The organism is Mucilaginibacter sp. A5337 (assembly GCF_059690695.1).
Map to the genome: position 1 here is coordinate 13,913 of NZ_JCAWEC010000010.1, position 14,459 is coordinate 28,371.

Here is a 14,459-nt window from a genome sequence, read left to right on the forward strand (position 1 = left end):
TGATTACAACCTGCGGATAGTATCAGAACACATAAGGCGGGAAACAGCAAAAACAATCGTTCTTTTCGCTTTTTAAGCGGGAATAGGAACCGGAATATCTTCATTTTGGTTTAATTGTGGCTACGATAATGGGCATCGCAAATTTGATGTCAATATAACAATTATTCTGCATGTAAAACATCTTTAGAAAAATAGCTTTAGGAGACTATTCGGAGCAGATTTGTGGATTTATGGATAAAGGAAATATCGCACATTTTATCATAACCCTGTAAAGGTTATCGAAATTAACCTACATCAACAAAATTCACCTGTACATTATTTAATTTCATGTCGTAAAAGGAATTGCCATAAATGGCGCCAAATGCAATTATTATGGATTTCACAGCATATCAGCAGCTATTTTTCGATATTTTGAACAGCCCTAATCCGCCGGCTCCTTATGACAACCCGGATTATTTAAATTATACAAAGCTAAATTGGTCGCGCCAGCAGCGATGGTTAAAAGTTGGCGTACTGAACCCTGATTTGACAGCCGCCATTGAAAAGATCAGCAAACCACAAGTATGGACGGTTATTACCGAAGCGTGGTGCGGCGATGCATCGCATACTATACCCTTCCTGCATCGTCTTTCGGAATTGAATCCGCTCATCAAGGTTGATTATCAGCTAAGGGATTCTCCGCCGTTTTTGATTGAGAGCTATCTTACCAATAGTACCCGGTCAATACCGAAAATTATTATTGCAGATGAAAACAATCAAGATCTCGGCACCTGGGGTCCCCGGCCAGCAGAATGCCAGCGCTTATACCTGCAAATGGTTAAAGACCACGTTGAAATGAGCGAAAAAAAGATAGCGCTCCAGAAATGGTATAATGAAGATAAAGGCGTAAGTTTTCAGCTGGAGTTTTTAGAGATAATTAATCAGATATTATGATTTTTGGGGGAAACAACTTTCATGCAAACCCTATCCAAAGGCTATTGTGCGTACACAATTAAAAAAATGTCATTTCGATAGAGCAGGATGGGCATGAACGACGGGGCGAAAGAGAAATCTTCTACTTCAGGCTCTGCAACTATGCCTGTAAAAGCAGGGCGTAGAAGATTTCTCCTCGCCTCCAACGCATAAATCCCACCCTGGGTTCGTCGAAATGACATTTTTTATATAATAGTACAATAAAAAAGATATGGACACATAGAAGTTTTTTTGTCCTGTTATTTTACCTTAAGCTCTTTGCCTGCTATATCTTCCCAACGGTAATAATGAAAAGTTTTATCGGTACTCATTACCACGAAGATACCATGTTTAAAGGTATCGTTTAATGGAGTAGCGGTTACATCGCTACCGTCACTTTCCCTTGCGGCTACATTGGCTATTTTCAGCAGCTTATGTTCAAAAGGATTTGCCTTGGTACCCTCTCTGCTAAAGATCTGGAAGCGGTTAGCCCCCTGATCAGATACCAGGATGTAGCCAGTTGTGTCAGTTAATTTATAAATGGAAATCCCTTCGTGATCGGCTTTAAAACCCGATGTACCGAATATTGCCAGTTCCTGATCGCCTTTTTCAGGATCGGCATAATACTGGCGAACACCTACCTGCTCATCTGAGTAATAGATGTAACCCAGCTCATTATCAACAGCAATTGATTCAATCTCCTTTTTGCCGCTGTATTTACCGAACTTGCGTACCAGCGTGGCTTTCACATTACCGGTTCCGTCATCCTCAAGCAAATACTGCCAGATATATCCGCCGGTTTGCGGGCCATTTTTGCGGCCCGCTATAGCGTACATTTTTCCGTCTTTCGCAGTGTAGATAGAGATGCCCATCAAATCGCGGTATTCAAAGCCGGTTTCGCCAACAAAGGCATCGATGCCCCCGTTATCTACCGGTTTCATATCTGGCAATGAATAGATCCGGAGTTTGTGGGTCATGCGTTCGGTGGTGATAGCAATATCCGTTGGTTTGCCGCCAAGCATTAAACCATAGGCCAGGTCAACGTTGTTCGGGCGTTTCAAGCCGCGTACAACTTTATCTTTAATAATCTTACCTTGCAGATCGAACACAAAAAGGGCACCTTCGCTATTTTTATCGGTGCCGATGATCAGGCTTTTAGAAGGGTCAACCGGGTTAACCCATATAGCAGGATCGTCGGTGTCATATAATACAGCTTCGGTAATTACTACCGGCTTTATTTCGGATGCTGTACTGCCGGGAATGGTAAGTGCTTTGCTGTTATGTACCTGGCTCTGACCGCAAGCGGCATTACCTATGGCAACAGCAAGTGCTACAAAAGCTAATTTGCTCAGTTTATTCATTGATCATTAGTAATAAAAAATAATCCTGCAGGAGTATGCAGAACCATTGCGATGAGTTAATTTATTTTGTTCCGAAGGCGCCGATATAAGTAGCCGGATCAGGAGAAACGTAAGTTATCCCGTTTACGGTGATACCTGCAGCATGGTGGCGGGTAAAGTTGGTTACACCTTTATTTAAAGCAGGAGAACCGCTTTGTAAATGAAAATCCCAATTGGTATCATAAACCGCATTCAATACCGGAGTTGATTCGGGATAGTTCACAAATTTCGGATCGTTATCGCCCGCTTTGGTACCCTTGATCTCATTTACTCCGCCAATAATATCCTTTGATGGCTGGAACTGGTTTACCGTAGTTTGATCATAACCGTAGTAAAGGTTATTGCTGATCACGGTACGTTTATCTTCGGTTGATTTAGTATCGCGTTTGATACCAAAACGGGTGTTTGCAAACAGGTTGTTATAGATATCAGCACGAACGTTATTCTCCAGCCAAACAGAACCACCTTTAGCCGATGGCCTGCGCCAGCCGGTATTCACCATGGTATTGTTATAACAGATGATGTAAGCCTGCGGGTCACGGTCGCCCGAGTTTGATAATTTCAAGGCATTGGTGTTGGCACTATAAACAAGGTTGAAACCAACATCGGCCAAACAGCCCGATTTAAAGTTCATGGCCTCGCCACCAGTAACGCCGGTAGTGTAAAAAGTATTGTTGGCAAAAATGATCTTACCACCTTCAATATAAGTACAATCTTCCTGGAAGTTACGCACAGTTGAGTTTACAACAATCAATTTACCATTCACGTTTGAAAACCAAAGGGCAGGTAAGTTTTCGCCGGCAACAGCTTTATAAAGGCCTAATTTTACTGATGTTGAACCATCAGATGTAGTGTTGCCGCCGTACTCCAGAATGGTATGGTCAAGCACCAGCTCGGCACAGGTTTTAGCTGCGAGGATGCCGCCCCACATTTTACCGAATTTTTTGGCGTCGGTGCGATATGCCGGGTTTACAGTTATCCTTACCGGGTTTTCGGCAGTACCTAATGAATACAGGTTGCCTTTTACTATAAACTCAGGTTTGGCAATGGTATCCATCAGTACGGTTACACCCTCTTCAATAGTAAGCGATTTACCTTCGGGGATAATGATATCACCTTTAATGATCTGCGTGCTGCCTTTAGCCCAAACACCTGATACTTCACCGCTTGCTGATCCGTCGCCAGAGCTTGCATCAACGTCAAGATTAGCTTTTCTGCAACTGCTAAAGGCTATGGCCGATAGCAGCATTACTGCAAATATTTGTTTTAGTTTCATTGTAATGCCTTTTATTTATGGTTGATAAATTAATTTAAAGTTTATAGCGAACGCCTATCAGGTAAGTTTGCTTGTAGTAGTCGCTGCGGATAAGCGTTTGTCCGTTTGCTACGATGTTATCATCTTTCAATGTTGCATTCTCCGGGTTGGTACCTTTCAGGAACAATTTAGCCGGTGTATTAAGCAGGTTACCCGCTTTGATAAATACGCTCAGGTTGTTTTTGAAACGTTTTTCGGCAGATGCATCCATCTGGATAAAGCCACGCTGCCAAAGGTCATTGTTCAGGAACTGCGATACTGTGTTGATACGTGGCCCTGTGTAAGCTCCGGCAATTTGCGCATCCCAGCCCTTTTTGGTGTCTTTATATAACAATGAAAGGTTGGCGATATGCTCTGACTGACCATACAATGGCCTTGTTTGATTTACCGAAATTTTGTGGGTATCACCAGTAGTAGCATCAGTTACATAAGTGTCTTTAGGCGTAGTGATGCGCGAGTGCGTGTAGGTATAGTTTGCCTTTACACCAAACTTGTTAAAGAATTTAATGAAATCGAGCTCCAAACCGTAGTTTTTAGCTGTACCAAAGTTACCTGGCACATAATAAGTATCCTGGCCGCGTGTTGCATCCGCCTGGAAGCTGTACTCAATAGGATTGGTGATCCTTTTGTAAAATGCACCTGCTAATAACTGAGTGCTTGCATCAGGGAATAACTCGTACCTTAAGTCATAGTTATCGGCAACGGCATGTTTAAGATCAGGGTTACCACGCTCGTTGTACTCATCACCAATTCTTCCGCCCGGGATAAGCTCATAAAAGCCGGGACGGTTAACTGATTTAAAGTAAGAAGCATGAAACTGCTGCTTATCAGTCAGGAAGTATTTCAGCGTTAAGCTCGGTAATACATCGGTATATTTCTGATTGCCTGTTGGCCTTGACTCGCCCTGCGGGAAAAGCATCCTGTAACCCTGGTCTGTATGTTCTACACGTGCACCACCAACTACCTGGATAGTTTTTGTGGTGAATTTAAACATACCATAACCAGCACCGATTTTTTCAGATGCATCGTTGGTTAAGGAATTATTTACCGCGCCGGCCGGGTTGGTTACGTTAAAATTCAGCTGGGTATAGTTTGTAAAATCTGTTCCGTACAATGCACTTGGATTGGCAGCAGTAAGATTGTAGTTGTTATAGAAGCTGCTGCGTTCTTTATCACGATATAAACCACCGGCAGAGAAATCTACATTAACACCTCCAATTGGCGTGGTATAGGTAAGGTCTAAATAACCTGCTTTATCCTCGTCGGTATTGCGCTCCCAACGGTGGGTAAGCGAGGTACCGTTGGTTAAATAGGTAGGCCTGTCTACAAAGTTTTCGCGCACACCATTCAGGCTAATGGTGGTATTATTTGGCACTTCGTTTTCGGCCGAAGAATAAACTGCCGACCATTGCACCTTAAGTTTATCGTTAAATAATTTGTGATCACCACGCAACGTTCCGCTGTAAATTTGTTGCTCGGTAAAACGGCTGCGGGTTGAATATCCTAACTGCGCATTTCCTTTATCCGGATCATAATCGGTTGAAAAGCTGGTAGATTTTTCATCACGGACCTGGATATTGGTTAAGTTAACATAAGTGTTAAACAAGCTCAGTTTACTGCGGCTGTTTATCACGTAATCAACTTTTGAAAATAAGCCATAACGCTTTTGTTGTTCTGAGTATTGCCTGTCGGCCCGGCTGGTAACAGCGGCGTACTCGGCAGTTGGAACTACTTTGGTGTTGTAAAACACACTGTTGCTACCGCGATAAGTATTCTGATAGCTACCAGCTACCAACACGCCCAATTTATTGCTAAAAAAGCGCTGACCTAATGATAAGCTACCAACAAGGTTTGGTGCAGGGTGCTTAAGCGAATAGTTTAAAGTGCCGGTACCAAAATCGGCCTGGGTTGCCTGGTATGTTTTGCCGTTTATTTCATAAGGCGATTTGTGGTTGATGCCTGAATAATCGTAGCTCATAAACTTACGATCAAGAAGCAACTGGCTGTAGCCACCCGCGATATTTGCGTTAATTTCAAAGCGCTCCGGGGCATCCTTCATCACCATGTTAACAACACCACCAACGGCATCGCCTTCCAGGTTTGGGGTAAGCGTTTTATAAACTTCCAGCCTTGATAGCAGATCTGAAGGAAAAATATCAAGTGGCACGTAACGGTATTTATTATCCGGGCTCGGTATTTTAATGCCATTTACCAGAGTATAGTTATAGCGTTTATCCATACCACGTAAAATGGCATACTGGCCATCGCCATTGGTATTACGTTCAACCGATACACCGGATACGCGGGAAATCACGTTAGCCACCGTTAAATCGGGAGAAACTTCGATAGCTCTGCCCGAAACAATGTTCATTACCTGTGTGGCCTGCTGCTCAATACGGCGGGCTGTCCTTTCGGTCGAGCCGTTTTTTTGCGACACTACGCTGATCTCCTGTAATTGTTTATTGGCTTCTTCCAGGTATATTTTCAGATGCGGGTTATCATCTTTGGCTATTTCAACCTGTTGCGTTGCCGTAGTGTACAAAATGTAAGATACCCTAACGGTATATGAACCCTTTGGCACATCCTTTAACTCAAAGGAGCCATCCAAACCGGTGGTCGTAGCAATCTTCGTTCGGTCGAGGCTTACGGTGGCCCCCACCATAGGCTCGCCGGTTTTACGGTCATAAACATGCCCTTTTAGCTTGGTTGCGTTAGCGGCGGTAACGCATAACAGCATGAATAATAATGATTGTAAGTATTTTTTCATTTTGCGAAACGATTAATGCAATTGTGATTTGCTTTTTGACGGCGCAAAAGTGTTTAAACCAACAATACATTTGCTAAAACATGCCGTTACAAAAAGGAAACAGCGTTACATGAGGCGTATACGCAACAGCAGCATAAAATTTCAATCAATTGATTTTCAAATAAATAACAAAAACGCAAACCTCCATTATCATTCAGTTACCGTTACATTAAGCTAATGTTAAGCCGCAAAAAGACAAAGAAATCAGCGGCAATTAAACTACAGAGCCTGTATAAAAGTGGTCAGGTTTTCACCCTGATCAATATTGAGTTTCTTGCGTAAACGGTAGCGGGCAACGCGTAAACTATCAATAGAGATACCCAATAAACCGGCAATATCCTTTGAATCCATGTTAACTTTCAGCAGGGCAATCAAACGTAGATCTGTTGAGGTAAGATCATTGCTCTGCTGCTTCAGCTTCTCAAAAAAGCTTTGGTGAACCTGTTCAAAAGCAACAGTAAATTCTTTCCAATGTTGCTCATGGTTAAAGCTTTGGTTTATTTGCTGAATGATTTGCTGCATCTGACGTTTCTGATCGCGCTTATCCTCTTTCACCATATCCTGCAGCGTATTGCGCATGCTCTCCAACAACTGGTTATTCTTGATGAGGTTTAATGTGTGCGATGACAGTTCTTGCCCTTTAAGTTCCAGTTGCTGCTTAAGGCTTTCTTCCTGTAGCTGTTTATTCTTAAGTTCCAGCTCCATTAAATCGCGCTGGGCTTCAAATATGGACCGGTTTTGTTCGGCCAGGGCGCGCTGGTCGCGCATTTTAAGGCGCTGCCTGCTGAACGTCACAAACCCAAGTACAACAAGTAGCATAAATATCAAAATACCTGCAATGGTAATTATCTGGTTGGTTTTGCGGATATTGTTAAGGCGAACAATTTCATCACTCTTTTTATCCATGTCATACAGCACCTGCAAAAACGAGGTCTGCTTTAAACTTTCTCTTGAGTATACATCAAGCGAATACTTACGGCTCAGTTCAAGGTAATGATAAGCGCTATCCATACGGTTAAGCAGCTGATATGATTTCCCGAGGTCACGGCAGGAGGCAGCTAACTGGTACAGGTTTCCTGTTTTTAATGATAATGCATATGCCTTGCGCGATTGCAGAATCCCTGCTTCATATTTGCCGGTTTTTCGTAAAATATCGCCGATGTTATTGATCACCTCAATGCTGGCAACCTCGTTATTGTACTTATTATAGATTTCTAATGACTTTTTAAAACAGGAATATGATGAATCGTAATTGGCCAGGTCTTCATGGATACTGCCCAGGTTCTCGTAAATTTTTGCCTGTCCATAATCATCACCTATGCGCTGATAGCTGTTCAGTGCCAGGCGCTGGTAGTAAAAAGAGCTATCGTACTTATGATGTTTCTCATAGAGATGCCCTATTGCACCGAAAATTTCAGCTTGTCCTTTTTTATTATTGGTGGTCTTGTAAAGATTGAGTGCCTTGTTGTATAATTGAAATGATTTGTCCGACTGCCGGTTGTAATAATACAGGATCCCCATCTTGCCCCAGTTTTCGGCCATCAAATCTTTGTTACCTATCTGCCCGAATACCTTATCAGCATGTAAATAAAAATCAAGGGCCTGGGCATAATGCCCCTGGTTAAAACAGATCTGCCCCATTTGCTGCAGACTCAAGCCCGCAGTAAGGTTATCATTATCCTGAATTGCATCGGCATGGATCTTTTTAAGAACGAGGAGCACTGAATCGGGATGCTGCTGGGCCTGTAATTGCAGTTCCTGAAACCGGTCAGTTTTGTTTGACTGAGCCAAAACCGTTGTACCAGTTATTAATAAAAACAGATACAGCGTTATTTGAATAAGCCTGGCGTAGCGTTTAATCATATCTGAAAATTGAGCGGGGTGATCTTTAAGCGAAAGAAGCCACTCTTTAACCACTAAAGCGTCAAAAGAGCATACAAAAGAAGCACTTCAATGTTACTTTAATGTTAACAAACCGCAGCATGTTAACTATATTACACTAATCAGGCCGCTCAACCCGCTTCTATTCATCGTCCTGCGTTTCTTTTAGCTCATCTTCCTTTTTACCCTTACCCAAATGGATAATAGGTTTATCCTGGGTACCTGTAATGGTCATCGGGATACCAAAAATGCCGAAAGGCGGCAGTCCCAGTCTGAATTTCAGGTTTAGTTTACCATCTAAACCTACCTGGCCTTCAAACCTTGGCCTGAAACCGGCAATGCGCATTTTAGTGCGCTCGATGGTCATGATGTTGTTGGCAATGGTTGATTTGATATCTACTTTTTTCACATCGCCGTGGCCAACACTGTCGTGCCCGGTTTGTTTTCCTACAGCACTCAGTAGCTTCAACCCATATACCTTAACCTGTTTTACGGAGAGTACGCCACCGCCTTTTAACGACGGATAAACAGGCTTCATATCGCTGTTAAGCTTGCCGGCCAATTTATAATCTAAAGATACAACACCTTGTACATGCTCGGCCGAAGTTGCCATGTCATGAAACAATTTGATCTCACGGTAAGCTCTTTGAATATCAAACTCTTTGGCATTAATGTGATAATCAAAAAACGCCTTTTGCGGGTTGATGCTACCATAAGTTGCATCCATAACAACAGGAGCCCCTATCAGGCTAAATCCGGCTTGCTTAAGCACGATCTGCCCATTGGTGATATTCATTGCACCTTTGGCATCACTGATATCCAAACCGTTATATTTTACTTTTTTAACATCGGCAGCAAAATTAAGATCGAGATTGGAAGGCACCAATATTACCCCAGATGATTTGGTTGGCTTGGCAGACGCAGGTACACCTGCGAAGGCCATAAAATCATCGGCAATGATCAGGTCACTCTTCAAATTAAACTCACCTTTTAGCGGTGAATTTGGCTGCATAGCATAACCTATCACATTGGATAAAGCACCGTCAAGCGCCACTATCGATTTACCGTAGTTGGCCTTAAACTGGTCGAACTTCATTTTGTCCTGGTTAAAGCTGAATACGCCATTGGTAATAAAAAATGGCTTAGGGAACAACTCGGTGGTAAGTTTGATATTCTTCACCTTCATACTGCCTGAGTTGTCCAGTTTATCATAATGACCCGAGGTAGCATCGCTTTGTTTGCCTTTCAGTTTAAAGTTGGTACTTACAAATCCATTTACATCGTATCCTTTCACAGCAAAAACTTTATAAATTTTACCCAGGTCAAGCCTACCGCGTGAGGCCACGTTATAATCAAGGTCATCAAAATTGCGGAGATTGGCCCTCAGCAAAAATGGCTGACCTTCAAAGTTGAACGAAACCGGTTTGATATTCACCTTAAGGCCTTTTAATGAACCCGTATTATTAAATATATTCACGCTCACCCGTACATTCTGCATAGGGTGCGGGTAGTACTTGGTTTGGATGTAGCCGTTTTTCAGGTTGATCTCGGCATTAGTAACCGGGAAGATCCGGCGGGCAGGGATATATCTGCCCTTGCTTTGCAGATTAGCATCAAAATCACCGCGAAAATCAATGCTATCAATAGGATAAAACTGTTTTATATCATCTAAATGAAATTTAGCATTCAAACCGGCATCAATCAAAGCGCCTGCTTTATTACTGAGTTTCAGATAGCCTTTGATGTAATTATTAAGCGCGTTAATATTCAGGTTACGCACATCCATAGTAGCATTGGCAATATTATGATCGGGACAGGCGGCATCCAGGTCAAAACTGATATTATTGATGGCTTGCGGCAGTTTGGTATATTTAAAATACCCGTTCCTAAATGTTGACTTAAGTTTAAATTGAGGGATACTGGTGATCACCGTATCAACCTTTTTTCTTAAGCCCGTTTTCCTGATGCCGGTGGTGTACTTACCTTCAGCCAGCAAATGCAAGCCGTACCTTCCTTTTACCTGGAATGGCTTAATTCCGAAAACTTTATACCATTGTTCCAGGTCAATTTCGGTATTCACCTTGGCATAAATATATGGCGATTTAATCCCCTTTAATTTCAATACCGAACCAAAGTAATCCTTGCCAATATTGAAGTAAACCGAATCAATATTAACGTTTAAGCTGTCAGGATTAAGCCCCGGCAAACTGGCATCCATGTTCAGGTACAGGTTTTTAACCGGTGCGGGAGTACTTTTGTTAACGATGGAACCATCGCGCACTTTCATACTGATGCTCAGGTTAGGCATCATGTTTTTTGAGGCGATGTACTTTCCGCTAAGATCCAGCTGGATGATGCCATTACCGCTGATATCCATGTTATCAACATATTTGGCGTATTCATCCGGGATGGCGGTAAAAACATCGCCAAGATCATTCTGATCACTCCTGATCTTGAAATCCATATCATAGCCATCCTTCAGGAACTCAAACCGGCCTTTAAATTTAACCGGGAGCTTGTTAATAAGCAGGTCGTTTTTTTGAAATGCAAAGGCCAATGATTTGGTATTGATACTGGTAACCAGGTCAGCATTTACTTTTTTCTTCAGCACGTAAGCCTTGTTGCCGTAATAAAAATCTACTGAAGCGGCATCCACGTGGCTGTAAAGGTCAAAGATATCCTTGCTTAAATCGCCGCTGCCTTTATAGTTAAGTTCCCGCGCATTGATCTGCATCGGCAGTGAACGATCGTCATAAACCAAATGACTTTTGTCTATCAGGATTTGTTCAATTCCTAACGATGCACTGGCAGTATCAGCTTTGTTATCCTGTTTGGGAGGTGATGACTTGTAAACGTTATAATTGGCTTTACCGGCGCTATCAACCTGGATGTTGATCAGCGCATGGTCAAGATAGATCTTGTTTACGTTGATCTTGCTCTTAAACACCGACGAAAGATCAATTGCCAGTGAAATTTCTTTAGCCGAAACCAGCGTATCATTCTGAAAGGGTGCACTGCCGTTCAGCACAAAATCATTAAGTGTAAGCGTTAACGATGGGAACTTTTTAAAGAAAGATAGGCGCGTACTCGAAAACGAAAGCTTACTGTTTACGCTGCCTGCCGCCCATTGTTTTATTTTTTGAGTTACCGTTTCCGGGAAAAGATAAGGTAACAGGAACATCAGCAGCAATAAACTAACAACGGTAATAGCGCTTATTTTAAGCGTTTTAACCAATATTTTTTTCAAAGGGAACGGCATAGAAATTATTATAGCTAACGAAGCATGAAAGTAATCATAAAACCTAATTATTAGATATCAAATTATGATGATTGTAATGTTAGGGGAAAGTAAGGAAGAGGCCAAGTGGTACTTGTACTGGTCGAAGTTTAGCGATAGCGTAACTTCGTCCTAAAACAGGTTAAGCTTTCAGCTTAACCGCTACAAATAAGTGGGCAGTCGGGTTACAGAAGCAGGATGCTTCCATCATTTTGGGACGAAGTTGCGCTATCGCTAAACTTCGACCAGCACAAGGAGAAATATAAAACAACAAAGGGCCCGCGAAAACGGGCCCTTTGTCAAGTTAAAAGAATATCAGCGCTTACTTCGCCGCCAACTTATCCCTCAAAATTTTCATGTAATAACCACCAATTACGCTACGCGCCTGGAAGCCTACCATTTTACCATTGGTAGTTTCATGCCAGTCGCTTAAGGGTACACGCGATGAAGTTTCAGTGGCAAATTTATAAACAGGGGCAACTAAAGCGCTAAAATCGGCTCTGTTGTCGGCCATGGCTGCTGTCCACAGGATCCAGTCGCTTTTTGTATAGGTTTTACGGCTGTCCAATGGCAAACCAAATTCATTTTGGTGCGCCAGATAGTATTTAAGCTCAGTATCGTACACTTTTTGAGGGAACAAATTCAAGCCCAACACTTTGTCCCAAACCATATTATATTTTTGGCTCCAGGTATCTTTGCTGTCAAACACCAGTCCGTAATGGTCGCCGGCGTTGGCTCTTTCTTCCCATTTTTTAGCCATGTCTTTAGCCATTGCTTTGTACTTTTTAGCTGTTGCGGCATCGCCTAACATACCCGCCAATTCACCATAAGCATCAATAGCTACGATAGCTTTTACAGATAAGTTAGCATTGTGCGCCAGGTGACCGGCAAAGTCATCAGTACACAATTGGCTACCCGGATCAAAGCCCGATTTGGCAAGGTATTCCGTCCAGGTGGTTAATGTTTTCCAGTGTTTTTTAGCATAGTTGGCGTTACCCTCAACTTTTGCCAAGGCAGCGTTTAGGATGATCATATTACCGCTTTCTTCTACCGGCATATCCTCGCCATAAGTTTGGCCGTTAGCCAATGGATAGGTGCCCAAATCATGTGATGAATAAGGTTTGTTCCATTTACCACTTTCACTGAAATAGAAGATACCGTTCATCATACCTTTCAACAAATCAGGGTTGTAAAGCAGGTACATCGGAGCCGAAGGGTAAGTAATGTCGACTGTATTGATAGAACCATTGCTGAAATTCTCTTTTGATAAGAATAACAATTCGCCCTCAGGACTTTTAACCAACTGATGCGCAGCAATGCTTTGGCGATAAGCCATAACACATAACTTAGCATATTTCTCCCCACCGGCTTTAACTGCGTCGGCCCAGATCTTCGCATCTGTTTTTGCGCATGTTCCTATTACTTTAGCGTAAGTTTTGGTAGCATCGCTCAGTACACCTTCAATAGTTGCTCCCGGGGTGTTTCTCCACCATGGCCTTAAGTTGGTTTTAAAATATTGAATAGCATAGATGTCGTCATATCCAACAGAAATAAATTTAGATACCGGAGTAGCGGTCACTTTACCAAATGGCAATACCGTGCTTAACATTAATTGTTTACCAGTAGCTGTAGCCTCACCTTTTTGTGCGCCCAGGAATGATGATACTGCATCACCTTCGGGAGTGATGTATTGTTTAGCTCCCGCGGTTGATGAAGCAACATAAACATAGCCCCAGTCAATACGCAGGTTATCACCTTTTTTCTGTAACACAGGTTGTTCAACAGTACCTGCTTTTAACAGTTTAAGCTCATTCTGACTGTATTTTGATGCTGTAACTTCCTGCGACGGGGTGTTTACAGCGAGGTTACTTGATACACCCTGATAAATCTGAACGTCATGCGCCTTACCATCAGTTGATTTTAATTGATAAGTGATGTATGATACAGGGGTAGTAAGCAATTTCAAATCGTTTATAATCAATGGCGAGGTGAAAGTAAGTTTCAGGTTCACATCACCGGCTTTAAAGTTGTATACTGTTTGGGTAGCAGTAACTTTAACGCTCGTTTGCCCGGCCAGTTTAACGGCTTCGTCATCCTTGCTCAACACTTCCTCGGCCAAACCGGCATCAATAAATGAGCCACCACCAGTGTTTTTACAATGGATAGCCAAAACGTTTTCGCCTACTTTTAAATTTGATTTTGCGCTGGCCGGTAAAGCAACGGTTTCAAAATCGCCGTTAGCTCCGCCTTCAGCAGCAATCTGTTGCCCGTTCAGGTATACCTCAGCTTCATCATCATGATAGATCTTCAGCATCAAACGCCCTTTCGGCAATTCAGCAACATTAAATTTACGACGAACCCAAATGTCTTTGCCTCTCCAGTCGGTGCCTTTACTTGCGCGCTCATCGCCAAATGGGGCGGTGCCGCTTTTCCAGCTTTGATCATTAAAACCCGGTTTTTCCCAACCTGCTGCCGGGGCTGTCTCGGCCTGGTACTGGCTGGTGTATGATTTTTCGTCGGTAGCCGCCAAAATGGTTTTATAATTAACGGCTGATGCTCCCATGAAACGGTAGTAATTGCCATCAACCTTAATCAAACCCAATAATGATTGGTCTTTTCCTGTCCAGTGTTTGGTGGTTGATTCGTTTAACTTATCAGTGTTCGACCAAACACAGAAATAAGTATTGTGCGTGATCAATGGATAAGAAGGCATCTTATCCTGAGCCGACGCTGTTTGTGCAGCAAACGATGCTGCTAATCCGGAAACGAGCAGGTACGTTTTTTTGAAAATGCGATTCATAAACTACGTTTTACTTTTTGGTTTTAATG

The 14,459-nt window shown here is 42.6% G+C and carries 7 protein-coding genes; 1 reads left to right on the plus strand and 6 read right to left on the minus strand.

Annotated features, from left to right (window positions below; translation table 11 throughout):
* Nucleotides 1–372: 372 nt before the first annotated feature.
* Nucleotides 373–933 carry a thioredoxin family protein gene (locus AC59JO_RS26355; protein ID WP_413670951.1) on the plus strand — a complete coding sequence of 187 codons (561 nt, stop codon included), beginning with the start codon at nt 373–375 and terminating at the stop codon, nt 931–933.
* A gap of 278 nt (nt 934–1,211) precedes the next feature.
* On the opposite strand, the gene AC59JO_RS26360 is transcribed toward AC59JO_RS26355, so the two are convergent.
* The 6 genes from AC59JO_RS26360 to AC59JO_RS26385 all read right to left on the minus strand — a co-directional run bounded on the left by AC59JO_RS26360 (nt 1,212) and on the right by AC59JO_RS26385 (nt 14,430).
* Nucleotides 1,212–2,312, minus strand: a complete 1,101-nt coding sequence (locus AC59JO_RS26360) for a phytase (protein WP_413670950.1) — start codon at nt 2,310–2,312, stop codon at nt 1,212–1,214.
* A 61-nt stretch (nt 2,313–2,373) separates the two neighbouring features.
* Nucleotides 2,374–3,627, minus strand: coding sequence for a right-handed parallel beta-helix repeat-containing protein (locus AC59JO_RS26365; protein WP_413670949.1), 1,254 nt, complete (start codon nt 3,625–3,627; stop codon nt 2,374–2,376).
* A gap of 34 nt (nt 3,628–3,661) precedes the next feature.
* The gene (locus AC59JO_RS26370; RefSeq protein ID WP_497309223.1) at nt 3,662–6,433 is read right to left on the minus strand and encodes a TonB-dependent receptor; all 2,772 of its coding nucleotides are present in this window, start codon (nt 6,431–6,433) and stop codon (nt 3,662–3,664) included.
* A gap of 258 nt (nt 6,434–6,691) precedes the next feature.
* A complete protein-coding gene (locus AC59JO_RS26375; protein WP_413670947.1) occupies nt 6,692–8,335 on the minus strand; it encodes a tetratricopeptide repeat protein in 1,644 nt (547 codons plus the stop codon).
* Nucleotides 8,336–8,495: 160 nt separating this feature from the next.
* Nucleotides 8,496–11,612, minus strand: coding sequence for an AsmA family protein (locus AC59JO_RS26380; RefSeq protein WP_497309225.1), 3,117 nt, complete (start codon nt 11,610–11,612; stop codon nt 8,496–8,498).
* 340 nt (nt 11,613–11,952) lie between these two features.
* Nucleotides 11,953–14,430 carry a glutaminase family protein gene (locus AC59JO_RS26385; protein ID WP_497309227.1) on the minus strand — a complete coding sequence of 826 codons (2,478 nt, stop codon included), beginning with the start codon at nt 14,428–14,430 and terminating at the stop codon, nt 11,953–11,955.
* Between the last annotated feature and the right edge of the window lie 29 nt (nt 14,431–14,459).